Annotated in this window: 28 protein-coding genes; 17 read left to right on the top strand and 11 right to left on the bottom strand. The window is 61.3% G+C overall.

From position 1 onward, the window contains the following. Nucleotides 1–77 precede the first annotated feature (77 nt). Both G520_RS0107150 and G520_RS0107145 read right to left on the bottom strand, forming a co-directional pair. Nucleotides 78–1,049 (bottom strand): NAD-dependent epimerase/dehydratase family protein, encoded by a 972-nt coding sequence (locus tag G520_RS0107150; RefSeq protein WP_028535054.1) that lies wholly within the window; start codon nt 1,047–1,049, stop codon nt 78–80. After that, nucleotides 1,049–1,807 carry a glycosyltransferase family 2 protein gene (locus tag G520_RS0107145; RefSeq protein WP_028535053.1) on the bottom strand — a complete coding sequence of 253 codons (759 nt, stop codon included), beginning with the start codon at nt 1,805–1,807 and terminating at the stop codon, nt 1,049–1,051. The genes G520_RS0107150 and G520_RS0107145 overlap by 1 nt, the downstream gene beginning before the upstream one ends. Before the next feature lie 495 nt (nt 1,808–2,302). On the opposite strand from G520_RS0107145, the gene waaC reads away from it, so the two are divergent. Further along, nucleotides 2,303–3,259 carry a lipopolysaccharide heptosyltransferase I gene (gene waaC, locus G520_RS0107140; protein ID WP_028535052.1) on the top strand — a complete coding sequence of 319 codons (957 nt, stop codon included), beginning with the start codon at nt 2,303–2,305 and terminating at the stop codon, nt 3,257–3,259. Then, the gene (gene waaA, locus G520_RS0107135) at nt 3,256–4,515 is read left to right on the top strand and encodes a lipid IV(A) 3-deoxy-D-manno-octulosonic acid transferase (protein WP_028535051.1); all 1,260 of its coding nucleotides are present in this window, start codon (nt 3,256–3,258) and stop codon (nt 4,513–4,515) included. The genes waaC and waaA overlap by 4 nt, the downstream gene beginning before the upstream one ends. A 6-nt stretch (nt 4,516–4,521) precedes the next feature. Here waaA and thiD read toward each other — a convergent pair whose 3' ends face one another. Further along, nucleotides 4,522–5,364, bottom strand: a complete 843-nt coding sequence (gene thiD, locus G520_RS21940; protein WP_051229190.1) for a bifunctional hydroxymethylpyrimidine kinase/phosphomethylpyrimidine kinase — start codon at nt 5,362–5,364, stop codon at nt 4,522–4,524. 100 nt (nt 5,365–5,464) lie between these two features. On the opposite strand from thiD, the gene G520_RS0107125 reads away from it, so the two are divergent. The 4 genes from G520_RS0107125 to hemL are packed head-to-tail and all read left to right on the top strand — an operon-like array spanning nt 5,465 to nt 7,846. After that, complete coding sequence (locus G520_RS0107125; protein ID WP_028535050.1) at nt 5,465–5,629, top strand: rubredoxin; 165 nt, start codon at nt 5,465–5,467, stop codon at nt 5,627–5,629. A gap of 9 nt (nt 5,630–5,638) precedes the next feature. Next, entirely contained in the window at nt 5,639–6,055 is a 417-nt protein-coding gene (locus G520_RS0107120) for a CopD family protein (protein WP_028535049.1), read from the top strand. A gap of 15 nt (nt 6,056–6,070) precedes the next feature. Then, on the top strand, nt 6,071–6,547 hold the full coding sequence (locus G520_RS0107115) for a CYTH domain-containing protein (RefSeq protein WP_028535048.1): 477 nt from the start codon (nt 6,071–6,073) through the stop codon (nt 6,545–6,547). A 12-nt stretch (nt 6,548–6,559) separates the two neighbouring features. Next, a complete protein-coding gene (gene hemL / locus G520_RS0107110; protein ID WP_028535047.1) occupies nt 6,560–7,846 on the top strand; it encodes a glutamate-1-semialdehyde 2,1-aminomutase in 1,287 nt (428 codons plus the stop codon). Between the two features lie 16 nt (nt 7,847–7,862). Here hemL and G520_RS0107105 read toward each other — a convergent pair whose 3' ends face one another. Then, entirely contained in the window at nt 7,863–8,435 is a 573-nt protein-coding gene (locus G520_RS0107105) for a GNAT family N-acetyltransferase (RefSeq protein WP_084637516.1), read from the bottom strand. Between the two features lie 5 nt (nt 8,436–8,440). Next, nucleotides 8,441–8,623 (bottom strand): LPS translocon maturation chaperone LptM, encoded by a 183-nt coding sequence (gene lptM, locus G520_RS21935; RefSeq protein WP_036665613.1) that lies wholly within the window; start codon nt 8,621–8,623, stop codon nt 8,441–8,443. Nucleotides 8,624–8,707: 84 nt separating this feature from the next. Between lptM and cyaY the strand changes: the two genes are divergently transcribed. Genes cyaY through G520_RS0107085 form a run of 3 tightly spaced genes read left to right on the top strand, consistent with a single transcriptional unit; the run spans nt 8,708 to nt 10,593 of the window. Then, on the top strand, nt 8,708–9,025 hold the full coding sequence (cyaY, locus tag G520_RS0107095; RefSeq protein ID WP_028535045.1) for an iron donor protein CyaY: 318 nt from the start codon (nt 8,708–8,710) through the stop codon (nt 9,023–9,025). A 47-nt stretch (nt 9,026–9,072) separates the two neighbouring features. Then, nucleotides 9,073–9,849 (top strand): 16S rRNA (adenine(1518)-N(6)/adenine(1519)-N(6))-dimethyltransferase RsmA, encoded by a 777-nt coding sequence (gene rsmA / locus G520_RS0107090; RefSeq protein WP_028535044.1) that lies wholly within the window; start codon nt 9,073–9,075, stop codon nt 9,847–9,849. A gap of 9 nt (nt 9,850–9,858) precedes the next feature. Further along, nucleotides 9,859–10,593 carry an amino acid ABC transporter ATP-binding protein gene (locus G520_RS0107085; RefSeq protein ID WP_028535043.1) on the top strand — a complete coding sequence of 245 codons (735 nt, stop codon included), beginning with the start codon at nt 9,859–9,861 and terminating at the stop codon, nt 10,591–10,593. Nucleotides 10,594–10,654: 61 nt separating this feature from the next. On the opposite strand, the gene G520_RS0107080 is transcribed toward G520_RS0107085, so the two are convergent. Next, a complete protein-coding gene (locus tag G520_RS0107080; protein WP_028535042.1) occupies nt 10,655–11,659 on the bottom strand; it encodes a type IV pilus twitching motility protein PilT in 1,005 nt (334 codons plus the stop codon). Between the two features lie 107 nt (nt 11,660–11,766). On the opposite strand from G520_RS0107080, the gene G520_RS0107075 reads away from it, so the two are divergent. The 7 genes from G520_RS0107075 (at nt 11,767) to G520_RS21930 (ending at nt 16,673) form a co-directional block, all read left to right on the top strand. Beyond that, a complete protein-coding gene (locus G520_RS0107075) occupies nt 11,767–12,459 on the top strand; it encodes a YggS family pyridoxal phosphate-dependent enzyme (protein ID WP_028535041.1) in 693 nt (230 codons plus the stop codon). A gap of 14 nt (nt 12,460–12,473) precedes the next feature. Beyond that, nucleotides 12,474–13,277: a pyrroline-5-carboxylate reductase gene (gene proC / locus G520_RS0107070; RefSeq protein ID WP_028535040.1), complete on the top strand. Its 804-nt coding sequence runs from the start codon at nt 12,474–12,476 to the stop codon at nt 13,275–13,277. Nucleotide 13,278: 1 nt separating this feature from the next. Next, a complete protein-coding gene (locus G520_RS0107065) occupies nt 13,279–13,857 on the top strand; it encodes a YggT family protein (protein WP_028535039.1) in 579 nt (192 codons plus the stop codon). Between the two features lie 70 nt (nt 13,858–13,927). Then, nucleotides 13,928–14,242, top strand: coding sequence for a c-type cytochrome (locus tag G520_RS0107060; protein ID WP_156876898.1), 315 nt, complete (start codon nt 13,928–13,930; stop codon nt 14,240–14,242). Nucleotides 14,243–14,482: 240 nt separating this feature from the next. Continuing rightward, complete coding sequence (dksA, locus tag G520_RS0107055; protein ID WP_028535037.1) at nt 14,483–14,893, top strand: RNA polymerase-binding protein DksA; 411 nt, start codon at nt 14,483–14,485, stop codon at nt 14,891–14,893. A gap of 199 nt (nt 14,894–15,092) precedes the next feature. Continuing rightward, on the top strand, nt 15,093–16,151 hold the full coding sequence (gene aroG, locus G520_RS0107050; RefSeq protein WP_036665608.1) for a 3-deoxy-7-phosphoheptulonate synthase AroG: 1,059 nt from the start codon (nt 15,093–15,095) through the stop codon (nt 16,149–16,151). A 186-nt stretch (nt 16,152–16,337) separates the two neighbouring features. After that, nucleotides 16,338–16,673, top strand: coding sequence for a hypothetical protein (locus G520_RS21930; RefSeq protein ID WP_036665606.1), 336 nt, complete (start codon nt 16,338–16,340; stop codon nt 16,671–16,673). 157 nt (nt 16,674–16,830) lie between these two features. Here the strand turns inward: G520_RS21930 and fba are convergent, their stop codons facing one another. The 5 genes from fba to G520_RS21925 form a co-directional block, all read right to left on the bottom strand. Further along, on the bottom strand, nt 16,831–17,895 hold the full coding sequence (gene fba, locus G520_RS0107040; protein ID WP_028535035.1) for a class II fructose-bisphosphate aldolase: 1,065 nt from the start codon (nt 17,893–17,895) through the stop codon (nt 16,831–16,833). 147 nt (nt 17,896–18,042) lie between these two features. Next, entirely contained in the window at nt 18,043–18,672 is a 630-nt protein-coding gene (locus G520_RS0107035; RefSeq protein WP_028535034.1) for a LysE family translocator, read from the bottom strand. Nucleotides 18,673–18,758: 86 nt separating this feature from the next. Continuing rightward, nucleotides 18,759–19,937: a phosphoglycerate kinase gene (locus G520_RS0107030; RefSeq protein WP_028535033.1), complete on the bottom strand. Its 1,179-nt coding sequence runs from the start codon at nt 19,935–19,937 to the stop codon at nt 18,759–18,761. A gap of 153 nt (nt 19,938–20,090) precedes the next feature. Continuing rightward, a complete protein-coding gene (tkt, locus tag G520_RS0107025) occupies nt 20,091–22,082 on the bottom strand; it encodes a transketolase (RefSeq protein ID WP_028535032.1) in 1,992 nt (663 codons plus the stop codon). Between the two features lie 86 nt (nt 22,083–22,168). Further along, nucleotides 22,169–22,696, bottom strand: a complete 528-nt coding sequence (locus G520_RS21925) for a GNAT family N-acetyltransferase (protein WP_084637515.1) — start codon at nt 22,694–22,696, stop codon at nt 22,169–22,171. 174 nt (nt 22,697–22,870) lie between these two features. Between G520_RS21925 and parC the strand changes: the two genes are divergently transcribed. Continuing rightward, nucleotides 22,871–25,237, top strand: a complete 2,367-nt coding sequence (parC, locus tag G520_RS0107015) for a DNA topoisomerase IV subunit A (protein WP_028535031.1) — start codon at nt 22,871–22,873, stop codon at nt 25,235–25,237. The last annotated feature ends 12 nt before the right edge of the window (nt 25,238–25,249 follow it).

Here is a 25,249-nt window from a genome sequence, read left to right as displayed (position 1 = left end):
CATGGGGTGAGCGGGCGCTCGAGCCGTCATCCCGCCTGCCTTCGCGCAGAACCGTGCGGGGCGGCCCGTTTACGTGTTCAGTGGCTCGCGCTGTAGTCGCGGTACCAGTCGACAAAACGCCGGATTCCGTCATCCAGCTGCGTATCCGGTGAAAAACCGACTGCCGCGCGCAATTTGGCCGTATCGGCATAGGTAATCGGAACATCGCCATCCTGCATCGGCAAGTATTCTTTTTTCGCTTCGCGTCCGCAGGTTTTTTCCAGACAGGCAATGAAGCTCATCAACGCAATCGGCTGATGGTTGCCGATGTTGTACAACTCGAAGGGCGTGTCGCGTTGCGGAATGTGTCGCATCACCCTCAACACGCCTTCGGTGATGTCGTCGATATAAGTGAAATCGCGCTGGAGCTGACCATGGTTGAAAATCTTGATGGTCTCGCCTTTGAGAATCGCTTCGGTGAAAATCCACGGCGCCATGTCGGGTCGGCCCCACGGACCGTAGACCGTGAAAAAGCGCAGCCCGGTCACCGGAAGATGGTAGAGATGGGCGTAGCTGTGCGCCATCGCTTCGTTGGCCTTCTTGGTTGCCGCGTAAAAGCTGACCGGTTCGTCGCTGCGGTCATCTTCGCTGAACGGCACTTTCGCGTTTTTGCCATACACGCTGGAAGAACTGGCAAAAACGAGATGCTTGATCTTGTGCCTGCGGCACGCTTCGAGCACGTTGGTCATGCCGATCATATTGCTTTGCGCATAAATGTGCGGATTGCGGATCGAATAACGCACCCCGGCCTGGGCCGCGAGGTGGATCACATAGTCGAAGCCCTCGGCCGCAAACAAGGCATCGACTTGCTCCCAATCGGACAATTCGAGCTTGTGGAAGGAAAACCCCTTGCGTCCTTGCAAAGTCGCCAAGCGACCGTGTTTGAGATCCACGGCGTAATAATCATTCAAATTATCCACAGCCACGACAGTGATACCCGCTTCTCCGAGCAACCTTTCGCACACCGCACGCCCAATGAAACCGGCAGCTCCGGTAACCAGGATTTTCATCACTTCCTCTCCAAACGCTGAAGCTCGATCAACTTCGCGTACTTCACAAAACTATTGATGCAGCCGATGGAAATATGAACCAGACCCGGCAGGCCATCGCGAAAACCTTGCCGCAGGATATAGAAACGCAGGAAACGCCACAACGGGCTCAGCAGCAAGCGGGCGATGCCGATGCGTTTTCCTCGCGCATGCAAGGCTCTCGCTTGCATGTCGGTATAGCGGTTCTGCTTGCCCAGATAGACGCTGATGTCCTCGCCAGACTCATGCATCAGATCGCCGTTCAACTTACCCACAGCCCCTGATTTCACTTTCACATATTCGTGTACGACATCGTCAGACCAGTTCGCCTGGCGCCGATCGAACAATCTCAGGCAGGGGTCAGGATAGCCTTCGCCGTGCCGCAAGAAATGTCCCATAAACTTGTTGCTGCGGGGAAACCGATAAGCCGCAACCTGTGGATTGTTCTGCAAGGCCATGATTTCTTTAGCCAAATCATCCGAAAGCCATTCGTCGGCATCCAGACAAAGTACCCAGTCGTGGCTGGCTTGAGCGACAGCAAAGCGTTTTTGCAGACCGAATCCAAGCCAGCTCTGGTGGATAACTTTCGCTCCATAGCTTTTAGCAATCGCCTCGGTTTCGTCAGAGCTACCCGAATCTACCACGATCCACTCATCGGCAAAGCGACAGCTTGCAAGACATTTTGCCAGATGCGCGGCAGCGTTTTGCGTAATGAGTACGACGCTCAAAGTGTTCTGCATGTTTTCTTAATGAAGTCCCTTTTTTACTTGATGAAACTAGAAGAAGGGACTCCATTCCTGTGGAAAAGTCGTTTTTCTTAAATAATTTCAATGTGTTGCCGCAATGACAAGCCTGTTGTCCATCGAACTTGTTGCACGGGATCAGTTGTGGATAGTTTCGGATTTATCCCCATTTCCCAGCTTATCCACATAGTGCCGGCGGGTTGTCACACCATTGCTGTGAGTCGTGCATTTTGCCGGTCATCACTGCTTTCATACAGGCTTACTTTAATACTGATACTACTGTAGAAGGGGACAATTATCTGTGGGTAACCATGAAAAACCCTTCATCTTCAATAGATTGTCATGTTGACGACTACATGGTTGAAGCTAGTGTTAACAGGCGCGCCGATTGTGGATAAATTGTACCAACCCGGCCAGAGCGGGCTTATCCACAAACAATATCATGGGATCGAGCGTGGTTAACCACAGGCTGCCTCGTATACAATGCGCGCCATGATGAACGTCTTGATCGTGCGGACTTCCTCGATGGGGGACTTGATCCATACCTTGCCCGCCGTCACCGAGTTGAAGACGCATTACCCCAATATCCAGCTGAGTTGGCTGGCGGAAGAAAACTTCGCCGATATTCCGCGTCTGCATCCTGCGATCGCTTCCGTGCTGGTGTTTCCCTGGCGTCGCTGGCGCAAGAGCTTGCTGTCCACCCGGAACTGGAGCGAGATGCGCGCCTTGCGTGCGTCGCTGACCGGGACCGACTGGGATCTGGTCATCGATGCCCAGGGCCTGCTTAAAAGCGCGATTCCGGCGCGATTGAGCCACGCTCCGCTCGCAGGTTACGACTGGCACAGTGCGCGTGAACCGATCGCCAGCTTGTTCTATAACCGGCGCTGTCGGATCGATCGCGCCTTGCCGGCAGTCGAACGCAATCGCCGATTATTCGGCAAGGTGTTCGGCTATGAGGTTTCCGGCTTGCCGTGTTTCGGCATCGCGGCGGGAGCCCGGCCCGAATGGGCGCCATCGGGGCCATATACCGTTTTTTTGCATGCGACCAGCCGCGCCTCGAAGTTATGGCCGGAAACGCACTGGATCGAACTCGGGCACCGTTTGTCGCAGGATGGAGAACTGTGTCTGCCGTGGGGGAACGAGGATGAGCGTGAGCGGGCGCAACGGTTGGCAGCGGCTTTGCCGCGAGCGATCGTGACCCCGCGCATGTCCTTGTGCCAGGCTGCCGGTCTGCTCGGCCATGCCCGTGCCGTCGTCGGCGTCGATACCGGGCTGACTCATCTGGCCAATGCTCTGGATGTTCCGCTCGCGGCGATTTATACCGACACCGACCCTGAATTGACCGGTGTGGTGGAAACCCGCCGTGCTGCCAATCTCGGGCGTGCCGGCGCATGTCCGGGGGTCGACGAGGTGCTGGTTTCCTTGAAGGCGCACGGAGGTATGGAATGATTGCGCGCGGCTTGTACGGTTTGCTCTGGTATGCGGCGACGCCGCTGATCAAGCGCTACCTGAAAAAACGTGCCCGCCGTGCGCCGGCCTATCTTGAGCACTGGGAAGAGCGCTTTCGTGGCGACGGTCCTGCCGCGAGCCAGGGAGCCATCTGGATTCATGCGGTCTCGGTAGGCGAGACGCGGGCTGCCAGGCCACTGGTAGACGCATTGCGCGAACGCTGGCCGGATGCGCCGCTACTGGTGACGCAAATGACACCGACAGGCCGTGCGATCGCCGTAGAGTTATACGGCGCGCAGGCTGCAATCCGTTACCTGCCCTACGATCATCCGCGCCATGTGCAGGATTTTCTGCAGAAATGGCGACCACGCTTCGGCGTATTGATGGAAACCGAGTTGTGGCCGAATCTGGTCCATGCTGCCCATGAGCTGGATATTCCGCTGTTTCTGGCCAATGCACGGCTCTCGGATAAATCGTACCGAGGCTACCGCCGCGTCGGCAGCTTGATCAGGGCTACCTTGTCCGAACTCAGCGGTGTGGCGGCGCAGGGCGTCGACGATGCCGAGCGGCTTGGCCGTCTCGGGGCGCACGATCCTGCCGTATGCGGCAATACCAAGTACGATTTTCTTCCTCCGGCGGATAAACTGGCGCAGGGGGCCGAGTTCCGCCGTGCCTTGGGAACGCGGCCTGTGCTGGTGTGCGCGAGCACTCGCGAAGGCGAGGAAGCGCTGATTCTGCAGGCCTGGAGGCGGAGGCGGCCGGACGGTTGTTTGCTGGTGCTCGTGCCCAGACATCCCGAACGCTTCGATGCCGTGGCGGAGCAGGCGACGGCGCTCGGTTTCGAACTGGAACGGCGCAGCCGCAATTGCAGCCCGGCTGCGAGCTGCGATGTCTGGCTCGGGGACAGCATGGGCGAGATGTTTGCTTATTACGCGGCTGCGGATCTGGTGTTTGTCGGAGGCAGCCTGCTACCGCTCGGGGGGCAGAACCTGATCGAAGCGGCGAGCGTGGGCGTGCCGGTGCTGATGGGACCTTCGACGTTCAATTTCGCGGAGGCAAGCGCCCGGGCTTTCGCCGCCGGCGCGGCGTTGCAGGTAGAGGATGCCGATGCGATGGTGGAGGCGGCGGAGGCCCTGCTGAGGGATGAACCCCGCCGTCGGGCGATGGGTGCCGCGGCGGCGGCGTTTTGCGCCGCCCACCGCGGCGCCAGCGCCCGTATCGTGGCGTTCATTGCCTCGAGGCTGGATAAGGCTTGAGCACTCTCAGGCCGGACTGCTTCCGGCTTCTTCCTCGCTTTGCGAACGCGGGCCGGTGCCGGATTCCTCGTCGCGGGCCCAGAACATCCGGTCGGGGATGAACTGGCCCATGCCCGGGCGAAATGCGTTGAGCAAGGTTTGATAGGTATATTCCTGTGCTTCGTTGACGGCTTCGGGGACCGCCATGCCGCATGCGATCAAACCGGCGACGGCGGCGGCGAGCGTGCAGCCGGAACCGTGGTAGCTGCCGGCCAGACGTTCCCAGTTCAACGATTGGGCCTGACCGTCCTGACTGTATAGTGTGTTGATCACTTCACGGGTGTTTTCATGCGTCCCCTTGATCAGTACATGATCGCAACCCAGCGCCAGCAGTCGTTCCGCGCACTGGTCAAGCGTCAGCGAGTCTTCCTCGTCGGGATCGCTGCAGGCCAGTCGCCGTGCTTCGACGCTGTTGGGCGTCAGAACGGTCACCAGGGGTAACAGCATGTCGCGCAAGGCGGAGATCAATTCGTCATCGGCAAATTCGTCGCCGCTGCCGCTGGCCAGTACCGGATCGAGAATCAGCGGCACGTCGGGATAGTCGGCCGCCAGCTGGGCGATGATGGCGATATTTTCGATGCTGCCTATCATGCCGACCTTGAACGCCGTCACCGGAATGTCTTCCAGTAGAAAACGCGCCTGATCGTTGACCCAGTCGGCTTCCAGCACCAAAAAATCGTTCACGCCTGCGGTATCCTGCACGGTGATGGCGGTGATGACTGACAAGGGGTGGCAACCCAGGCTTGCCAGGGTGAGAATGTCGGCCTGGATGCCGGCACCGCCGGAAGGATCCGATCCGGCCAGAGTCATGACTGCCGGGGGAGGATTAACAATGGGCTGTGTGGACAAGTCGATGCCTCGCGCTATGACGGTGTAGGTTGTTTATTTTAACCGAGAGAAGGAAAAAGGTATGCGTACCTGGATGTGTCTGATCTGTGGTTTTATCTACGACGAAGAGACGGGCCGCCCGGAAGATGGCATTGCGCCGGGCACGCGCTGGGAAGATATCCCGCCGAACTGGTCCTGCCCCGACTGCGGCGCACGCAAGGACGATTTCGAAATGATGGAAATCTGATCCGCGGACATGCTCTACCTCTATTTCAAAGCATTCCATATCGTATTCGTCACGTCCTGGTTTGCCGGCTTGTTTTACTTGCCGCGACTGTTCGTCAATCTGGCGCAGGCGGGGCAAGAAGACGAATACCGGCGTCTGCTGGTCATGAGCGGCAAGTTGTACCGCTTCATGGGCCCGTTGGCAGGGCTGGCCCTGATTCTCGGGCTGGTACTATGGCTGGGTTATGGCGTCGCAGGCGGATGGCTGCATGCCAAGCTCGCCCTGGTGGCGGTGCTGATCGGCTACCATCTGTGGTGCGGTCGGCTGCTCGCTGATTTTGCCAGCGGCAGCAACCGCAAGAGCCATATCTGGTTTCGCTATTTCAACGAAATCCCCATCCTGGTCCTGACTGCCGTCGTTATCCTGGTGGTGGTTAAACCGTTCTGAAGCGGAGAATAAGGCATGGCTGTCGAAATTGAACGTCGTTTTTTACTGGCCAGCGATGCCTGGCGCGGGCTTGCTGCCGGCGAAAACTATTGTCAGGGTTATCTTTCGACCGAACCCGAGCGCACGGTGCGGGTTCGTGTGGCCGGCAATAAGGCCTGGCTGACGGTGAAGGGGATAGCGCACGGGGCGGCGCGTGCGGAGTTCGAATACGCAATTGACCCGGCGGATGCTCGGACCATGTTGAGCGAAATGTGCCCGCAGCGGGTCGAAAAAACCCGCTATCGTATCGAATACGCAGGCTTCATCTGGGAAGTCGATGAGTTCAGCGGTGAAAATTCGGGGTTGATCGTGGCCGAAATCGAGCTGCCCGCAATCGATACCGTTTTTGAACGGCCTGACTGGATCGGCCGCGAAATCACCGGCGATCATCGCTACAGCAACGCCATGTTGTCTCAAATACCATACTCGCGCTGGGGCCAGGACCCGGCTTGAACAGGAACAATCATGTCGCGCAATCAGGAATTGTTTGAACGAGCGAAGAAATTCATCCCCGGCGGCGTGAACTCGCCAGTACGGGCGTTCGGATCGGTCGGCGGCACGCCGCGGTTCATTGCCCGCGCTCTCGGCGCGCGCGTATGGGATGCCGATGGGCGTGAATTCATCGATTATGTCGGATCGTGGGGACCGGCAATCCTAGGGCATGCCCACCCGGCCGTGATCGAAGCGGTACACGATGCTGCAGTCGGCGGGCTGTCCTTCGGCGCACCGACCGAGGGCGAGGTCGAGCTGGCCGAGCGGCTGTGCTCGCTGCTGCCCTCGCTCGAGCAAGTGCGCTTGGTGTCGTCGGGAACCGAGGCGACCATGAGCGCCATTCGCCTGGCGCGTGGATTTACCGCCCGCGACGCCATCGTCAAATTCGAGGGGTGCTACCACGGGCATTCCGACAGCCTGCTGGTGAAGGCGGGCTCTGGCCTGCTGACCTTCGGAACGCCATCGTCGGGCGGGGTGCCCGCCGATTTCACGCGCCATACGCTGGTGTTGGAATACAACAATGTCGAACAGCTGGAACAGACGTTCGCCCGCTTGGGCGATACGATTGCCTGCGTCATCGTCGAGCCTTTCGCCGGCAATATGAATCTGGTCAAACCGACCCCCGAGTTCGTGCAGGCACTGCGTGCCGTCACAGAGAAGCACGGCAGCGTGCTGATCTACGACGAGGTGATGACCGGATTCCGCGTCGATCTGGCATGCGCCCAAGGCTTGCACGGAGTCAGACCCGATCTCACAACGCTGGGCAAGGTCATCGGGGGAGGCATGCCGATGGCCGCCTTCGGCGGGCGGGCCGACATCATGGCATGCATCGCCCCGCTGGGGCCGGTCTATCAGGCCGGAACCCTGTCGGGGAACCCGGTCGCGGTGGCAGCTGGCCTGGCGACGTTGGCGCTGATTGCCGAACCCGGCTTCCATGCCCGCTTGAGTCGGCAAACGGCGCGGCTGTGTTCCGGATTGACGCAGGCTGCCGCCGACGCCGGCGTGGCGGCGTGTGCCGACAGTGTCGGCGGGATGTTCGGCTTGTACTTCCGGGCGGGAGTGCCGCAGCGTTTCAGCGAGATGCAGCAGTGCGATGCGCAGTCATTCAGGCGTTTTTTCCACGCCATGCTCGACCAGGGAATCTACCTGGCGCCGTCGGCATTCGAAGCGGGTTTCGTATCGATTGCGCATGACGATGCGCTGATCGATGCGACCGTCGCGGCGGCGAAGAAGGCATTCGCGCTGGTGGCGGCAGGCTGATGAAGGGAAAAACGGGTCAGATGATCCGTTTTTCCATCGCCAGATAGCTGGCGTGCCCGCAACGGTAGGGATGAAAACCGGCACTGGAGTACAAATGGCGTGCGATGGCATTGTCGTCGCGCACTTCGAGTAATAATTTTGCGCAATCGTGCTTGCGTGCGGCAGACTCGACCGCCTGCAGTAGCAGGTGGCCGATTCCTTTGCCGCGCGCGCCGGCAACGACCGAGAGGTCGTGGATATTGACCGTCGTTTGTGCGTAGAAGCTGGAAAAACCGAGAAAGCACAAGGCATGGCCAAGGGGGATGCCATCTTCTTCGGCCACGTAGGCGAAGGTGGTCGGGTGGCGGGCGACCGCGGCGCCAAGCTTGAGTTTAACCTCTTGCTCCAGGCCTCGGCCTGCACCCATCGCGTCGCGCGCGTAAAGGTCGGTCAACTCGACGAGCAGGCGCTGCTCGGCCGGGTCGGACAGATCGAGTTCGCGCACGACGAGGGCGCCCGTTCGCGATCGAGCGCCTTCGTGGCCGCCTTCTTGCGCGATGTCCGGCGATGTGGACGATGTCGGGCCCGCGACATCGCCGCGATAGTGCATGGAAGTCACGGCAGGGTTGAACCGCCTTGTGTTGCGGGCGCGCTGGCGTTCTTCTTGGAGGCGGGCGCACTGGTGTCGGAAGAGGCGTGCTTGTGAGCCGGCTTGCTGTTCGGCAGATATAGCGGCCCTTTGAAGCCGCAGGCGGTAACCAGCATTACGCTGGCCAGTATTGCAATCAGCTTTCGCATACGGAGGCGTCCGATGTGGCAAAATTCCGATACTAGCAAAGCTGAGCCCGCGCGGACACCCGCACAGCCCAGATGGAGAGAAAAATGAACGAAACTGAGTTTCTCGATGCAAGCGACGCGGTACTGGAAAAAATCCAGACCGCTCTCGACGAGGCGCAGATCGATGTCGACTACCAGCAGAATGGCGGTGTTCTGGAACTCGAATTCGCCGATGGCGGCAAGATCATCGTCAATCGCCATTTGCCGAACAGGGAAATTTGGGTCGCCGCCAAGAGTGGCGGTTTCCATTATGCCCAAGATGCTGCCCACAATTGGATCAATACCCGCGATGGTAGCGAGTTGTTCGTCTCGCTCGCGCGACTGGTCAGCGTGGCCGCGGCCGAGCCGTTCAGCTTCGATTGATGCCGTCTTCCGGACCGGGTGTCCCGGCCGCAACTGAATAGAGAGTTATGAATCAACATATCCCGCGCAAACGCTTCGGGCAAAACTTTTTGCAGGATAACCATGTGATCGAGTCCATCGTGCAGGCTGTCGATCCTGCGCGCGAGGCGATCGTTGTCGAAATCGGCCCTGGACTGGGCGCTTTGACGCGCCCCTTGCTGGCGCGCCTCGATCGCCTGCATGTGGTGGAAATCGACCGCGACATCATCGCGCGGTTGAGCAAGGAGTTTCCCGCGGATCGGCTCGTCATCCACGAGGGCGATGCGCTGGCCTTCGATTTCACCACCCTGGGCACGCCGCTGAAGATCGTGGGCAACCTGCCCTACAATATTTCTACGCCTTTGCTTTTCCACCTGGCGACGTTTGGCTCCCGGGTCGTCGACATGCATTTCATGCTGCAAAAAGAAGTGGTCGAACGTATGGTGGCAGAACCGTCTACCTCGGATTACGGTCGGCTGAGCGTGATGTTGCAATATCGCTTCGAAATGGAGACCATACTGGCCGTTCCGCCGGAAGCGTTCTGGCCGCCGCCCAAGGTCGAATCGGCGGTCGTGCGCATGATCCCCTGCCCGGGCCGCTGCGGTGTGGCGCGTGACGAGGCCGGGCTGGAGAAACTGGTATTGCAAGCGTTCTCGCAACGACGCAAGACCCTGCGCAATAATCTGAAAGGCATTGTCGATGACCGCGCCTTTGCGGACCTTGGCATTGACCCGGGCCTGCGCCCGGAAAACCTGGCGGTGGCGCAGTATGTTGCCATGGCCAATTACATCGACGCCAAAGAATAAGCGATAGCCATGATACGATTTATCAACGTCAATAAATGGTTCAAGGACTTGCACGTCTTGAACGATATCGACCTGCACGTCGCTGCAGGGGAGGTGGTCGTTGTATGCGGTCCATCCGGTTCGGGTAAATCGACTTTGATCCGCACCGTAAACCAGCTGGAAAGCATCGATCGGGGCGAGATCTGGGTTGACGGCAAGAATGTTGCCGATCCTGGCACCGATCTCAATGCGTTGCGGGCCGATGTCGGCTTCGTATTTCAGCATTTCAATCTTTATCCGCATTTGTCGGTGCTGGACAACATCACCTTGTCGCCTATCCATGTGCGCAAACTTGACCGGCTCCAGGCAGAGGCGCGGGCGGAAGCCTTGCTTGAGCGTGTCGGCCTGGCCGACAAACGCGATGCCTTTCCCGCCCAGTTGTCCGGCGGGCAGCAGCAGCGGGTGGCGATTGCGCGCGGCCTGGCGATGGAACCGAAAGTCATGCTGTTCGATGAACCGACATCGGCCCTCGACCCGGAAATGATTGGCGAAGTCCTGAAGGTGATGAAGGATCTGGCCGAATCCGGCATGACCATGATGGTAGTTACGCACGAGATGGGCTTTGCGCGCGAGGTGGCCGATAGAGTCGTGTTCATCGACCATGGCCGTATTCTCGAACAGGCGGAGCCCGAAGCGTTCTTCCTCGACCCGCAACATGATCGCGCCCGTCAATTTCTGCGCCAGTTGCTGACGCCCATGAGCTGAATCCCGGGCTGAAAGCCGTTTCCCGCCGCGCCTGTTTCACGTGAAACAGGCGCGGCCGTTTCTAGGCAGGGGTCGAGGCGGCAACGGCGCCGCTGGCAATCAGGGCGCGCAACGACTGTGCATAGGTCGTCATGCCGTAGTGATCGCCAGTCTGCATGACGTGTTCCAGCTGGGCGGATTTGCGCTCCCGTATCAAACGGGAGACGGCCGGGGTCGCGATCAGTATTTCTCGCAGTGCGATGCGCCCGCGGCCATCAGCCCGCCGGATCAGGCGCTGAGCGACGATAGCCCGCAGGGATTCGGACAAGGCGCTTCTGGCGCTGTCCTTTTCCTGTGCCGGAAACGCGTCCTCCAGCCTTTCGACGGCTTGAGCGGCACTGGTGGCATGCAAGGTGGCGAGAACGAGGTGGCCGGTGCGGGCGGCGCTCAAGGCAAGGCGTATGGTCGCCGCATCGCGCATCTCGCCTATCACCAGTATGTCGGGATCGGCGCGCAACGCGCCCCGCAAAACCCTGGCTTCGTGCCCAGGCGGCAGAATGCACTGCTGAATCAGACTGCAATCGCTCTGATGCAGAAATTCGATCGGATCTTCGAACATCAGCACATGCAGCCGGTGCCGGTGATTGATGTGGTTGATCAAGGCGGCCATCGTGGTTGATTTGCCGCATCCGGTCGCGCCGCACAATACGACCAGGCCCCAGCGCAAGGCCGTGATGGCATAGAGTGCACGCTGGCTATGCAGCGTTTCGAGCTCGGGGATGTGCACGGGTATCGGCCGCAGCGCGAGCGCCACTCCGCGATGCTGCAGAAAAGCGCTCGCGCGGAAGCGTTCGCCGCTCGCGCGCGCTATGCAGAAATCGCAGCCCAGCCCCCGAAGCAGCCGTCGATGGCGTTGAGCATCGAGCATGCCGGCGAGCAGGGTATCGAGGTCGGAGGCCGCGAGGGGGGGCCGGTTTACGGCACGCAGCTCGCCGTCGATGCGCAGCAGCGGAGGGTGCCCGCTCGATAAATGCAGATCCGACGCCCGTCTGTCGATGGCAAGTGCCAAGAGTTCATCGATTTGCATTTATAATCGTTCCATCGTTAGCTCTCTGTCCCTACATTAAAAAGTCATCCCGCTCTCTGTAAAGATGGAGGGGTAGAATTGGGCGAGGCAACATTCAGGGGGTCAACATGCCAGATGCAATCTCCGCCGCGCTGGATGCGGTGCGGTCGCGTATAGATACCGCGGCCCGTGCCGCCGGCCGGTCGCCGGAGTCGGTCAGCTTGCTTGCCGTCAGTAAAACGTTTCCAGCCGACGCCTTGCGCGCGGCCCGCACAGCGGGTCAGCGCGCGTTTGGCGAGAACTATGTGCAAGAATTCGGGGCCAAGGCTTCCGCTCTGGCCGATCTCGATATCGAATGGCATTTTATCGGTCCGCTGCAGTCGAACAAGACGCGTATCGTCGCCGAGACGGCGCACTGGGTTCATTCGGTCGACCGCTTCAAGATAGGAGAGCGGCTCTCGGTGCAACGCCCGACCGGGCTGCCACCGCTCAATATCTGCCTGCAGGTCAATGTGTCGGGAGAGGGCAGCAAGAGCGGCTGTCGCTTCGAAGAGGCCGTCAAGCTGGCGCATGAGCTGGACGTCCTGCCCAATCTGCGTTTGCGCGGGTTGATGTGCATACCCGAGGCGACGGATGACCGGGACCGCCTCGCGGGCCAGTTCGCCCGCCTGGTAGAGTTGTTCGCGACGTTGAGAGCGCAAGGGCTCGAGCTGGATACCCTGTCCATGGGCATGTCGGGCGATCTCGAGTGCGCCGTACAGGCGGGGTCGACCATGGTTCGGGTGGGCAGTGCCATTTTCGGTCTGCGACACTACCCCTAAGCGAAGGAGAAATAATGCTGATTACATTTATCGGCGGTGGCAATATGGCTGGCGCCATCATCAGTGGCCTGGTGCGAGTCGGGGGGCACCGCCTGACAGTGGTCGAGCCCGATACCGGCAAGTGTGCCGAACTGGCCAGGCGCTTCGGGTTGGAAGCCGGCCCGGCCCTGCCCGACCGTTTCGGCGCAGACAAGGTGGTGGTGCTGGCTGTCAAACCGCAGCAGCTGAAAGAAATCTGCCTGGCGCTGGCTGATCGGCTCGATGGCGCGCTGGTGATTTCCATCGCCGCCGGCATCCGCTTCGAGGCGCTCGCACGGTGGCTCGGCACGGAACGTATCGTGCGCGTGATGCCGAATACCCCGGCTCTGCTGGCGCGTGGCGTCAGTGGCGTGTTCGCGCCGGCGGCGCTGGCTGCCAGCGACGTCGAAATCGCCGCGACCGTGATGCGCTCGGTGGGGACGGTTCACCGGCTGGAGGATGAGAGCGGGATCGATGATATCACTGCCATTTCAGGCAGCGGGCCCGCCTATGTCTTCTACTTCATCGAATCCATGATAGCGGCGGCGCGCGATGTCGGGTTCGACGCCGGTGTGGCGCGCGAACTGGTGCTCTCGACCTTCGAGGGCGCAGTGGCACTGGCACGCGACTCGGAGCTGGAGGTTGCGCAGCTGCGCCAGAATGTGATGTCCAAGGGTGGGACCACCGAGCGTGCGATCCTGCGTTTCGAAGAAGAAGGCGTCAAACAGGCCATCGTGGCCGGCGCCATGGATTGCCGGGCCCGCTCGGTCGAGCTCGGCCAACAACTGAGTCAGGATTGATATGTTTGTCGAAACGCTGCAATTTCTGATCCGGACCTTATCCGATCTGTTTGTGCTGGTGTTGCTGTTGCGGTTTTATCTGCAAGTGGCACACGCTCCGTTCAAACATCCGCTGTGTCAATTCGTGATGGCGGTAACCAATTTTGCCGTTCTGCCCTTGCGCCGGTTTATCCATAGCTTCCGCGGATACGACACCGCTACCCTGGCCTTGGCCTGGGCGGTCGGTTTTGTGTCCGGCGCCTTGATTTTGTCGCTCAATCCGCTGTATAGCTTTACCGCACCGGAAACCTGGGTGGCCCTGGTGCTGCTCGCTGTGTTGTATTTGTTCAAGCAATCGCTATATCTAGTCATGGGGGCTGTCATCGTGCAAGCGGTCATGAGCTGGATAAACCCGTACAATCCTCTGGCTCCGATTCTGGACAGTCTCACCCGTCCCTATCTGCGACCTTTCAGCCGGGCGCGTATCGGGGGGGTCGATCTGTCGCCGTTGATCCTGTTTCTGATCATCAATGTGATTTTGATGCTTCCTGTCCGCATGCTTGAGGCCAGCTTTTTGATGCAACTCAAATTGGCGCTATAGAACGCGTGGAGCGTGCGCACACGTCCTGCGGTTATGGCAATATGCTTGAGTAATAAACAAGGAGATGATAATGGTGAAACGCACGGTGGAATTGGCCTTGTGTCTTGGTATTCTGGCCGCCCCGGCCATGGCCGACGCAGGTTTGCAGCTTGCTCAAAAGAATAATTGCCTGTCCTGTCATTCTGTTGCCAACAAAGTGGTCGGTCCGGCTTACAAGGACGTCGCCAAGAAGTATGCGGGTGACAAGGGCGCGGCAGCCAAATTGTTCACCAAGGTGAAGAACGGCGGCAGCGGGGTATGGGGCCCGATTCCGATGCCGGCGAACAGCGCAGTCAGCGACGCCGACATCAAGACGCTGGTCAAATGGGTTCTCGCGCAGAAATAGGCGTTTGACCGGCACTGCAACGCCGTCCGGCCTTCGGTCCGGGCGGCGTTTTTGTGTTCATCGCAGCGGACGGAGCGGGAGAATTTCGTCAAAGCTCTTGTAGCGCAACGGTATTGACACTATATAAGGTGTCAGTAAGCGTAAAGCGCGAGAAGACTCTGCGCGATACAGTTGCACAAAGGCCATGCCAAAGGTAATCTTCTGAGCCTGTTTGCCAACTCTATGCTGGAAGCAACAATTATGGCCAAGCTGACCGAACAAGATGTACTGGGCTGGGAAGGCGATGATTACATGAACGCCGACCACCTTGAGTTCTACAAAGAGCGGTTGCTGCAAATGCAGCAAGAGTTGCTGATCAATGCCAGCGCGACTGCCAACCACCTGCAAGAGCAGGAGGCAACGCCTGATCCAGCGGATCGTGCAACGCTCGAAGAGGAATACGCCCTGGAACTGCGCACGCGCGACCGCGAGCGCAAGCTATTGCAGAAGATCCAGGCCTCCTTGCGTCAGATCGAAGACGGTTCCTACGGTTTCTGTGAAGACACCGGCGAACCCATTGGTCTGAAACGTCTGATTGCCCGCCCGACAGCGACGCTGTCTGTCGAAGCTCAGGAACGGCGAGAACGAATGAAGCGACAGTACGCCGATTGATATCGGGGCTACGTCCAGTCGACAGCGGCCGCAAGCAGGCCGGCGTCGGCGGGGTTCGCTCCCTGCGGGGGGCGAAGTCGGAAACAGGCTTGCGGCATTATTGCCGTGAGCCTGTTTTTTTGCTCCCGGTTCGGGCTTGTCGATACGCGTGCATTGAGGGTATCTTGGGTAATCAAATCAATATCGACAAAGGATTACCATGCAGCGGCAGACCGACGACGTCAGAATTCGTGAAATCAAGGAATTACTGCCTCCGATCGCGCACCTGTACGAATTACCGATCAGCGACCAGGCTTCCGAGCTGATTTTTTCGACCCGGCGCGAGATCGCCGCCTTGTTGCACGGCGAAGACGACAGACTGCTGGTGGTGGTTGGGCCCTGTTCCATTCACGATCTCGATGCGGCGCTGGAATATGGCGAACGACTGAAAGCCCTGCGCGATGAGCTCGCGCAGGATCTGGTCGTGGTGATGCGGGTTTATTTCGAGAAACCGCGTACCACGGTGGGCTGGAAGGGTCTGATCAACGACCCGCATCTGGACGAGTCCTTCGACATCAATACCGGGCTTCGCATGGCGCGCCGGCTGTTGCTGACGTTGAATAACCGCGGGGTGCCGGCGGCCACCGAATTTCTCGACATGATCACCCCGCAATACATCGCCGACCTGATTTCCTGGGGGGCGATCGGCGCGCGCACCACAGAATCGCAGGTGCACCGCGAGCTTTCTTCGGGCCTGTCCTGCCCGGTCGGTTTCAAGAACGGCACCGACGGCAATCTGCGCATCGCTATCGACGCGATCCGCGCGGCCGGGCAGCCACACCATTTTCTGTCGGTGACCAAGACCGGGCACTCCGCTATCGTTTCCACGGGCGGCAATCCGGATTGCCATGCCATCCTGCGCGGTGGCAAGGAACCGAACTACTCGGCTGCGCACGTCAAGGCCGCGGCGGCCGAGCTGGCCGCGGTCGGACTGCCGCCCAAGGTGATGGTCGATTTCAGCCATGCCAACAGTCGCAAGGATTACCGTCGTCAGATGGAAGTCGGGGCCGACGTGGCGGCGCAACTGGCGAGCGGCGACAGTCCCGTCTTCGGGGTGATGGTCGAAAGTCACTTGCAGGGCGGCCGGCAGGACCTCAAGCCCGGATGCGAACTGGTTTACGGCCAGAGCATCACAGACGGGTGCATAGGCTGGGACGATACCGCAGCCTTGCTGCACGATCTGGCGGCTGCCGTGCGCGCGCGCCGCGAGCGGACATAAGCGGGTTGCGGTCCAGTGGCAGCCATACCCTGCCCTGGACCCTGCCCGTCCCTGCCATTCCCCGCCTCAGGCGCATAATCCGGTTCTGACGACGCGGCAACTGTCCTCTTGGACACGTTGTCGCGCATGGGCATCGCCTATTTTTAGCGGATGAAGGTACCGACCATCCCGCCAAGGACGCTTGCCATGAACCGCCAGCTGATAGCCGCCGCGCTGTGCATCCTCGTGTTCTCGCCATACGGTCTTCCCGCGTTGGCAGATGAGCTTGTGCCGATACCCGAGGACAGGGAGACGCTGGCGTGCAAGCCTGATGTCCGCAGCTTGTGCCAGGGGATACCCGAGGGAAGCGATCACATCCGGGCTTGCTTGCGCTTGCATGCCGATGCCGTGTCGGTGCCGTGCCGGCAAGCGCTGCGCAAGCATGTGCTGCTGGCCCAGGGAGGATTCCGGGCGAAAAAAATGCCGCCGGCGCGTTGCCGGACGGCATCTGTTCTGCTCAGGCTCGGGCTTCAGCGTCTTTGATGGCGGACGCGGAACACCGCTGCCGCTTTCAGGAGGCCGGTGGCGAGAATGAATGCAACCATGGCAAATTTTATGATCATGATGGGCCTCCCCTGAAATATGAGCCGTCTGGCCGACCCGGGATTTGGCTCCCGGGCCTCCTGATTCCATCTTAGGATTATTTGACGATCTGCGCCAGCTCTCCCTTGGCGTAGCGCGTGGCCATCGCGTCGAGCGTGATCGGCTTGATGCGGCTGGCCTGCCCTGCGGCACCGAAAGCTTCGAAACGGGCGACGCATAGCTCGCGCATGGCATTGGTCGACGCAATCAGGAATTTGCGCGGATCGAATTCGGATGGGTTGTTGGCCAGGAAGCGGCGTACGGCCCCGGTGCTGCACAGACGCAAGTCGGTATCGATATTGACCTTGCGCACGCCGTGCTTGATTCCTTCCATGATTTCTTCCACCGGCACGCCATAGGTCTCCGGAATCTCTCCACCGAACGCGTTGATGACTTGCAGCCATTCCTGCGGCACCGAAGAGGAGCCGTGCATCACCAGATGCGTGTTGGGGATGCGGGCGTGGATTTCCTTGACGCGATCGATGCGCAATACATCGCCGGTCGGCTTGCGGCTGAACTTGTAGGCGCCATGACTGGTGCCAATGGCGATGGCCAGTGCGTCGACGCCCGTCTCGGCAACAAAGCGGGCTGCTTCTTCCGGATCGGTCAGCAGCTGGCTGTGGTCGAGCGTCCCTTCGGCGCCTACGCCGTCTTCCTCGCCGGCCTTGCCGGTTTCGAGCGAGCCCAGGCAGCCGATCTCGCCTTCGACCGAAACGCCGCAGGCATGGGCGAAGTTGACTACGGTACGCGTTACGCCCACGTTGTAAGCATAATCGGCGGGGGTTTTGGCATCGCTCATGAGCGAGCCGTCCATCATCACCGAGGTGAAATTGGACTGGATCGCACGCTGGCATACATCGGGGCTGGCACCGTGGTCCTGGTGCATCACCAGCGGAATATGCGGGAACTCTTCAACCGCGGCCAGGATCAAGTGGCGCAGGAAGGCATTGCCTGCGTACTTGCGGGCGCCGGCGGAAGCTTGCACGATGACGGGTGCGTCGACCTTGTCGGCCGCTTCCATGATCGCGCGCATCTGCTCCAGATTGTTGACGTTGAAGGCCGGCAGGCCATATCCGAATTCAGCTGCGTGGTCGAGTAGCTGTCGCATCGAAACGAGTGCCATGAATGTCTCCGAGTCAGGGTACCGGGAGCCCGGCCGATTCGAGGGCTCCCTGAGTTAAACGGCTTATGCCGGTGAAGCCGGGGACAGTCTCCCCGGCGTGGTGTGGAACCGGTAAGGCGGCGTGCAGCCTGCAAGCTGACGGCGGGGTCAGTGGCGGGATACGCCCCAAAGTACGACCCCCGCGCTGATAAATGCGCCGCCGGAAACCCGGTTGACCAGTTTCAGTCGTCGCGCCGAGTTCAGCCAGCCCGCCAGGCGGGCGCCGCCGCTGGCGTAGGCGAATTGCCACGACGTCTCGATTATGAAAAACGTCAGTGCCAGGATCGCCAGTTGCGGTCCCTGCGCCTGGTGTGCATCCATGAACTGCGGAAACAGCGCGGTAAAAAAAATGAAAGCCTTGGGGTTGCTCATGGCAACCAGAAAGCCGGTGCGCATGCGTCTGGCCGGCGTGTCCGCTGCGCCGCGCGCATCCGCCTTGCGCTGCAGCAATTGCGGCGCCGCGCGCCAGGTTTTGACGCCGAGATAAACCAGATAGGCGGCGCCCAGGTATTTTACCGCAGAAAACAGGGTTTCAGATGTCGCGAGCAAGGCGCCGAGCCCGGCGGCAGACGCAATCATGATCAGGGAAAGCCCGCACATCAAGCCCAGACAGGTGGCGCAGGTCCGCCTGACGCCATAATTGATGCCATGAGTCATGGCCAATAGCATATTGGGACCCGGTGTCGCCGACACGAAAAACACGGTCGTGAGAAAAAGCAGCCAGGTTTTATAGAGCATGCATCTCTCCGACACAAAGGGGGGAGAGATGATTTTAGGCTCGCGTCGCCGCGCTGGCAATGCTGCCTGCGCGGCGACGGCCCCCGTCAGGCGCGGGCGCGCGCTTCGAGGATGGCTACGGCGGGCAGTTCTTTGCCTTCCAGGAATTCCAGGAAAGCGCCGCCGCCGGTCGAGATATAGCTGATGCGGTCGGTCAGGCCATACTTGGCGATGGCCGCCAGCGTATCGCCGCCGCCGGCGATCGAGAAGGCGGCGGAGTCGGCGATGGCGCGGCCCAGGGTTTCGGTGCCCTTGCTGAACTGGTCGAATTCGAATACGCCCACCGGCCCGTTCCAGACCACGGTGCCGGCCTTGGCCACGATGGCGGCCAATTCGGCGCTTGCGAGCGGGCCGATATCGAGGATCATGTCGTCGGGGCCGACATCGGCGGCGTTCTTGGCCGTGGCGGCAGCGGTTTCGGCGAATTCGGTGGCGGTTACCACGTCGACAGGCAGCGGAACATTGCCGCCACGGGCGCGGATCTTGGCGATGACCTTGCGCGCTTCGTCGACCAGGTCGGCTTCGGCCAGCGATTTGCCGATCGGGCGGCCTTCAGCCAGCAGGAAGGTGTTGGCGATGCCGCCGCCAACGATCAATTGGTCGACCTTGTCGGCCAGGGATTCGAGAATGGTCAGCTTGGTGGATACCTTGGAGCCGGCGACGATGGCGACCAGCGGACGGGCCGGTTCGCGCAGGGCCTTGCCCAGCGCGTCGAGCTCGGCGGCCAGCAGGATGCCGGCGCAGGCGACGGGAGCGAACTGGGCGACGGCGTGGGTCGATGCTTCGGCGCGGTGGGCGGTGCCGAAGGCATCGTTGACGAAGATATCGCACAGGCTGGCGTAGGCGCGGCCGAGTTCTTCGTTGTTTTTCTTTTCGCCCTTATTGATGCGGACGTTCTCCAGCATGACGACATCGCCGGCCTGGATGGCAAGGCCCGATTGCCAGTCGGCCTTGACGGCGACGGTCTTGCCCAGCAGTTCGGACAGGCGAACGGCAACGGGCGCGAGGCTGTCTTCCGGCTTCGGATCGCCTTCGGTCGGACGGCCGAGGTGGGTCATCAGGATGACGGCAGCGCCATGTTCCAGCGCAAACTGGATGGACGGCAGCGACGCGCGGATACGGGTGTCGTCGCCGATTACGCCATTCTTGACCGGTACATTCATGTCGACGCGAATCAGCACGCGCTTGCCGGCGAGCTGTTGCTCAGTCAGTTTCTTGAAGTCCATGTTCTGTTTCCGTTGTGTGTTATCGAGTCAGGTATGGGCATTCTACCTTGCCCGCTACTGGCGACATTGACGAGATACAAGCCTTGCGTGGATGCCGCTCGGACGACGGGGGCGGACGGGCTCGCGCCCGTCCGCCCCCGTGCCTGCGGTTTTTTATGCCAGCAGGGCCTGGGTGCGTGCCACGACGTTGTCGACGGTGAAGCCGAATTCCTTGAACAGTACCGCCGCAGGAGCCGATTCGCCGAAGCGGTCGAGGCCGATCACATCGCCTTCGAGGCCGACATATTTGCGCCAGAAGTCGCTTACGCCGGCTTCGATGGCCAGGCGCGGCACGCCGGCAGGCAACACGCTTGCCTGCCAGGCTTTGTCCTGACGATCGAACAGCAGCGTGCACGGCATCGAAACCACTCGTACCGCGATGCCCTGCTCGGCCAGCACCGCCTGTGCCTTCAACGCCAGTTCGACTTCGGAGCCGGTGGCGATCAGGACGGCGCGCGGTGCTTGCGCGCCGTCTTTCAAGACATAGCCGCCGCGGCGGATGGCATCCAGCTGTGCGGCGTCGCGTGCCACGAAGGGCAGGTTCTGACGGCTGAACACCATGCAGCTCGGGTGGTCCTTGGCCGACAGCGCATCGGCCCAGGCCGCCATCGACTCGACGGTATCGCATGGCCGCCACAGCGCCATGTTCGGAATCAGGCGCAAGGTGGAGACCTGTTCCACCGGCTGGTGAGTCGGACCGTCTTCGCCGAGGCCGATCGAATCGTGGGTGAAGACGAAGATCGGATTGATCTTCATCAGCGCAGCCATGCGCAGGGCGTTGCGCGCATATTCGCTGAACATCAGGAAAGTCGCGCCGAACGGCTTGAGTCCGCCGTGCAGCGTCATCCCGTTGATGATCGCGGCCATGCCGAATTCCCGCACGCCGTAGTGGATGTAATTGCCGCCGCGCGCGGGCTCGTAGTCGCGCGAACCCGGCCAGTTGGTCAGGTTGGAGGGGGTCAGGTCGGCCGAACCGCCGACGAGTTCCGGCAGCGCCTCCGCGAAAGCGATGATGGCGTTCTGCGAGGCCTTGCGGGTGGCGATGGTTTCGGCCTTGGCATTGACTTCGGCCATCTTGGCCGCGACATGCGCCTCCCAGTGTTCCGGCAGATGGCGCGACATGCGACGTTCGAATTCGGTGGCCAGTTGCGGATGCGCGGCGCGGTAACGCGCGAACAGGGCATTCCAGTCGTTTTCCTTGCGGGTGCCGGCTTCGACGCGATTCCAGGCGCTGGCGATGTCGGCCGGAATCGTGAACGGCGCGTGCGGCCACTTCAGATGGACCCGTGCGGCAGCGACTTCGGCCGCGCCCAGCGGTGCGCCGTGCACATCGTGGCCGCCCTGCTTGTTCGGCGCGCCGAAACCGATGGTGGTCTTGCAGCAGATCAGCGTCGGGCGGCTGGTGTCGCGCTTGGCGGTTTCGATCGCGATGGAGATCTCTTCGGGATCGTGGCCGTTGACGTTGGGGATGACTTGCCAGCCATAGGCATTGAAGCGGGCCGGCGTGTCGTCGGTGAACCAGCCTTCGACGTCGCCATCGATGGAGATCCCGTTATCGTCGTAGAAGGCGATCAGCTTGCCCAGGCCCCAGGTGCCGGCCAGCGAGCAGGCTTCGTGCGAGATGCCTTCCATCAGGCAGCCGTCGCCGAGGAAGACCCAGGTATGGTGGTCGACGACGGGGAAGCCGTCGCGGTTGAACTCGGTCGCCAGCGCCTTCTCGGCCAGCGCCATGCCGACGGCGTTGGAAATGCCCTGCCCCAGCGGGCCGGTCGTCGTTTCCACGCCAGGGGTATAGCCGTATTCAGGGTGCCCCGGCGTCTTGGAGTGCAGCTGACGGAAGTTTTTCAGATCGTCGAGGGAAAGGTCGTAGCCGGTCAGGTGCAGCAGACTGTACAACAGCATGGAGCCGTGGCCGTTCGACAGCACGAAACGGTCGCGATCGAACCACTCGGGATGGGCCGGGTTATGCTTCAGGTGGTCGCGCCACAGGACTTCGGCGATGTCGGCCATGCCCATGGGCATGCCGGGATGGCCGGATTTGGACTGTTCGACGGCATCCATCGCCAGGAAACGGATGGCATTGGCAAGCTCGGTTCGGGTAACCATTTACGTGAAACCTCGATTCGGTGGGGAAATCCGGGGGCAACAGTGCATGGCAGGAGGGCTGCGCTGACCGTTGCGAGATTCGCAAATTATCCCCGATTTGAAGGCGTCGCAGCAACCGCGCCGCCACCACATCGCGCATTCGGTGTCGATATATCCCCATCGCGCCACATATCAACATGATCTATGCCTCCATCGTCGTAGACATCCGAGCAAGTGACAAAGCCCAGCGACTGGTAGAAGGCCATGGCCGTGCACTGGGCCGACAGTTTTTGCGCGACCCCCGGATAGTGGCGGGCTGCCTCGTCCAGCACCCTCAGCATCAGTTCCCGTCCGCGCCCTCGCCCGCGATGAGCGGCCGCGATCACGACCCGGCCCACGGCCACCGCATCCGGGTATTTGACACCTGGCGCAAGCAGGCGGGCATAGGCTTGCAGGCATCCGTGCTCGTCGTTCCCGCACACATGCAGGGCTTCGGGGTCGAGTCCGTCGACGTCGCCGTAGAGGGATTGTTGCTCCAGTACGAAAACCTGATCGCGAAGTTGCAGCATCCGGTACAAGCCGAGCGGGGTAAACTCGGCGAAAGCGTGGCATTGCCATCTGAGTCGGCTGTCCATGTACAATCCTCCGATGATCGGGCATCCTGCCGCTGCGGGAGCGCATGCGGCAGGGCCCGTGAAGCGGGGCCGGGCCGCTTGTGTCGAAGCGATGCTGCGGCGGGCCCGCCCCTTGCTGCCGCGGTCAACCAAAATAGCATGCGCAAGCGCGCTGCGAAACGAACACTTTTAAAGATGAAAGACGATCTGTTTGCCGACGATGTCGATGCCGATGCCGATGCTGTACCTCCGCCTCCGCCTCCGCTGAGCCCGCCGCCGCCCGCTGCTGCCGATGGCGAGTGGATTGCGCTGGACGAGTATGCCGAACGCGCCTATCTCGAATACGCCATGAGCGTGGTCAAGGGGCGCGCGCTGCCCGAAGTGGCGGACGGCCAGAAACCCGTGCAGCGGCGGATTCTCTACGCAATGCGCGATATGGGGCTTGCCGCGGGGGCCAAACCGGTCAAGTCGGCGCGCGTGGTGGGCGAGATACTCGGCAAGTACCATCCGCACGGCGATAGCTCGGCCTATGAAGCGCTGGTGCGCATGGCTCAGGATTTCACCCTGCGCTATCCGCTGATCGATGGCCAGGGCAACTTCGGCAGTCGCGATGGCGACGGTGCCGCGGCGATGCGGTATACCGAGGCCCGGCTGACACCGATCGCGGATCTGCTGCTGTCCGAACTGGATATGGGGACCGTGGATTTTGTCCCCAACTACGACGGCGCCTTCGACGAGCCGCGCTTGTTGCCGGCGCGCTTGCCGATGGTTTTGCTCAACGGAGCGTCGGGGATCGCGGTCGGCATGGCCACCGAAATCCCGCCGCACAATCTGCGCGAGGTCGCCGCGGCCTGTGTGGCGTTGCTGGAAGATCCCGACCTGGATGACGCCGCGCTGATGGAATACGTTCCGGGCCCCGATTTCCCCGGCGGCGGGCAGATCATTACGCCGCAGCAGGACATCCTGGCGGCTTACAAGAGCGGTCGCGGCTCGGTGCGCGTGCGGGCGCGCTACGAAGTCGAGCGTCTGGCGCGCGGCCAGTGGCGCGTGATCGTGACCGAAATGCCCCCCGGCAGTTCGGCGCAGAAGGTCCTGGCCGAAATCGAGGAGGCAACCAATCCGAAGCTGAGGCCGGGCAAGAAAGCCCTGTCGCAGGAGCAGCAAAACCTGAAAAGCCTGATGCTGTCGGTACTCGATCGCGTGCGCGACGAGTCGGACGGGCAACATCCGGTCAGGCTGGTGTTCGAGCCCAAATCCAGCCGGCAGGATCCGGACGAGTTCATCCGCCTGTTGCTGGCCCAGACCAGTCTGGAGGGCAATGCACCGTTCAATCTGGTCATGATCGGCCTGGATGGTCGTCCGGCGCAGAAAGGCTTGCGCGCGATTCTCAGCGAGTGGATCGCCTTCCGTCATGCGACTGTGACGCGCCGGCTCGAGCACCGTCTGTCGCAAGTGGAAAAGCGCATCCATGTGCTTGAAGGCCGCATGATTGCCTTCATCCATATCGAGGAGGTGATCCGGGTGATCCGCGAGGCGGACGACCCAAAGATCGACCTGATCAAGAGTTTTGGACTGTCCGAGGCGCAGGCCGAGGACATTCTTGAAATCCGCCTGCGTCAGCTGGCGCGGCTGGAAGGCTTCAAGCTGGAGAAAGAGTTGACCGGCCTGCGCGAAGAACGCGAAGGCTTGCGCCACCTGCTGGGCGATGACGAGGCGCGCCGCACGCTGATCATGGACGAAATCCGCGCCGATGCCGCCAAGTACGGCGACGCCCGCCGCAGCGAGATTCGCCAGGCCGAACGGGCGGTGCTGACGCAGAGCACCGCCGATGAGCCGGTGACGCTGATCATGTCGCAGAAGGGTTGGCTGCGCGCCCGCGTCGGCCACAATCTCGAGCTGGGCGCGCTGACCTTCAAGGATGGCGATGCCTTGTACCGTGTCGTCGAGACGCGCACGGTGTGGCCGCTGGTGGCGCTGGACAACCGTGGCCGCAGCTATACGATCGATGTCGCCGATGTTCCTACCGGCCGCGGCGACGGCGTACCGGTCACCTCGCTGGTCGATGTGCAGGACGGCGCCCGTGTCGTCGAATTGCTGGGGGCGCCGGAGAACGCCCGCTATGTGGTGGCCGGTTCCGGGGGATACGGTTTCATCGCGCGCATCAGCGACATGACGAGCCGGGTCAAGGCCGGCAAGGCATTCATGACGCTGGAAACAGGCGAAAACCTGCTTGCGCCGGTCGCGATCCGGACCGCGGCGGAACTGGCCGCCCTGACCCTGGTTGCGGCGGCAGACAATGGCCGGCTATTGGCCTTCCCGGCCGCCGAGTTGCGCGAGATGGCCAAGGGCCGCGGTTTGATGCTGATGCAGCTCGATGACGGCGAAGCGCTCGACGCGATCGGCTTGGTCAGCCAGGACAAGGCCCGCCTGTCGGTGCAGTCCTCGCGCGGTCGCGCGAGCGAGGAGAAGCTGGCCCTGGCCGAATTCCTCGGCAAGCGTGGCAAGCGCGGCAAGCTGATGCCGCGCAAGTGGCGCGTCGCGGTCATCGTCGATCCCGAGTGAGCGGTCGGCGGG

Origin of the sequence: Paludibacterium yongneupense DSM 18731 (genome assembly GCF_000422925.1) — a bacterium.
GTDB lineage: Bacteria > Pseudomonadota > Gammaproteobacteria > Burkholderiales > Chromobacteriaceae > Paludibacterium > Paludibacterium yongneupense.
Note: the sequence above shows the minus strand (reverse complement) of the source record. Positions and strands in the feature narration are given on the sequence as shown.

Excerpts from the sequence above, each read along its gene's own strand:
- waaC (WP_028535052.1), top strand. The coding sequence starts at position 2,303 with ATGATGAACGTCTTGATCGTGCGGACTTCCTCGATGGGGGACTTGATC.
- aroG (WP_036665608.1), top strand. The coding sequence starts at position 15,093 with ATGCAGCGGCAGACCGACGACGTCAGAATTCGTGAAATCAAGGAATTA.
- G520_RS21930 (WP_036665606.1), top strand. The coding sequence starts at position 16,338 with ATGAACCGCCAGCTGATAGCCGCCGCGCTGTGCATCCTCGTGTTCTCG.
- G520_RS0107120 (WP_028535049.1), top strand. The coding sequence starts at position 5,639 with ATGCTCTACCTCTATTTCAAAGCATTCCATATCGTATTCGTCACGTCC.
- G520_RS0107065 (WP_028535039.1), top strand. The coding sequence starts at position 13,279 with ATGTTTGTCGAAACGCTGCAATTTCTGATCCGGACCTTATCCGATCTG.
- G520_RS0107060 (WP_156876898.1), top strand. The coding sequence starts at position 13,928 with ATGGTGAAACGCACGGTGGAATTGGCCTTGTGTCTTGGTATTCTGGCC.
- G520_RS0107115 (WP_028535048.1), top strand. The coding sequence starts at position 6,071 with ATGGCTGTCGAAATTGAACGTCGTTTTTTACTGGCCAGCGATGCCTGG.
- tkt (WP_028535032.1), bottom strand. The coding sequence starts at position 22,082 with ATGGTTACCCGAACCGAGCTTGCCAATGCCATCCGTTTCCTGGCGATG.
- hemL (WP_028535047.1), top strand. The coding sequence starts at position 6,560 with ATGTCGCGCAATCAGGAATTGTTTGAACGAGCGAAGAAATTCATCCCC.
- G520_RS0107030 (WP_028535033.1), bottom strand. The coding sequence starts at position 19,937 with ATGGACTTCAAGAAACTGACTGAGCAACAGCTCGCCGGCAAGCGCGTG.
- dksA (WP_028535037.1), top strand. The coding sequence starts at position 14,483 with ATGGCCAAGCTGACCGAACAAGATGTACTGGGCTGGGAAGGCGATGAT.
- fba (WP_028535035.1), bottom strand. The coding sequence starts at position 17,895 with ATGGCACTCGTTTCGATGCGACAGCTACTCGACCACGCAGCTGAATTC.
- G520_RS0107145 (WP_028535053.1), bottom strand. The coding sequence starts at position 1,807 with ATGCAGAACACTTTGAGCGTCGTACTCATTACGCAAAACGCTGCCGCG.
- G520_RS0107150 (WP_028535054.1), bottom strand. The coding sequence starts at position 1,049 with ATGAAAATCCTGGTTACCGGAGCTGCCGGTTTCATTGGGCGTGCGGTG.
- waaA (WP_028535051.1), top strand. The coding sequence starts at position 3,256 with ATGATTGCGCGCGGCTTGTACGGTTTGCTCTGGTATGCGGCGACGCCG.
- proC (WP_028535040.1), top strand. The coding sequence starts at position 12,474 with ATGCTGATTACATTTATCGGCGGTGGCAATATGGCTGGCGCCATCATC.
- G520_RS0107085 (WP_028535043.1), top strand. The coding sequence starts at position 9,859 with ATGATACGATTTATCAACGTCAATAAATGGTTCAAGGACTTGCACGTC.
- cyaY (WP_028535045.1), top strand. The coding sequence starts at position 8,708 with ATGAACGAAACTGAGTTTCTCGATGCAAGCGACGCGGTACTGGAAAAA.
- G520_RS0107035 (WP_028535034.1), bottom strand. The coding sequence starts at position 18,672 with ATGCTCTATAAAACCTGGCTGCTTTTTCTCACGACCGTGTTTTTCGTG.
- thiD (WP_051229190.1), bottom strand. The coding sequence starts at position 5,364 with ATGACTCTGGCCGGATCGGATCCTTCCGGCGGTGCCGGCATCCAGGCC.
- G520_RS0107075 (WP_028535041.1), top strand. The coding sequence starts at position 11,767 with ATGCCAGATGCAATCTCCGCCGCGCTGGATGCGGTGCGGTCGCGTATA.
- G520_RS0107080 (WP_028535042.1), bottom strand. The coding sequence starts at position 11,659 with ATGCAAATCGATGAACTCTTGGCACTTGCCATCGACAGACGGGCGTCG.
- lptM (WP_036665613.1), bottom strand. The coding sequence starts at position 8,623 with ATGCGAAAGCTGATTGCAATACTGGCCAGCGTAATGCTGGTTACCGCC.
- G520_RS21925 (WP_084637515.1), bottom strand. The coding sequence starts at position 22,696 with ATGGACAGCCGACTCAGATGGCAATGCCACGCTTTCGCCGAGTTTACC.
- G520_RS0107105 (WP_084637516.1), bottom strand. The coding sequence starts at position 8,435 with ATGCACTATCGCGGCGATGTCGCGGGCCCGACATCGTCCACATCGCCG.
- parC (WP_028535031.1), top strand. The coding sequence starts at position 22,871 with ATGAAAGACGATCTGTTTGCCGACGATGTCGATGCCGATGCCGATGCT.
- G520_RS0107125 (WP_028535050.1), top strand. The coding sequence starts at position 5,465 with ATGCGTACCTGGATGTGTCTGATCTGTGGTTTTATCTACGACGAAGAG.
- rsmA (WP_028535044.1), top strand. The coding sequence starts at position 9,073 with ATGAATCAACATATCCCGCGCAAACGCTTCGGGCAAAACTTTTTGCAG.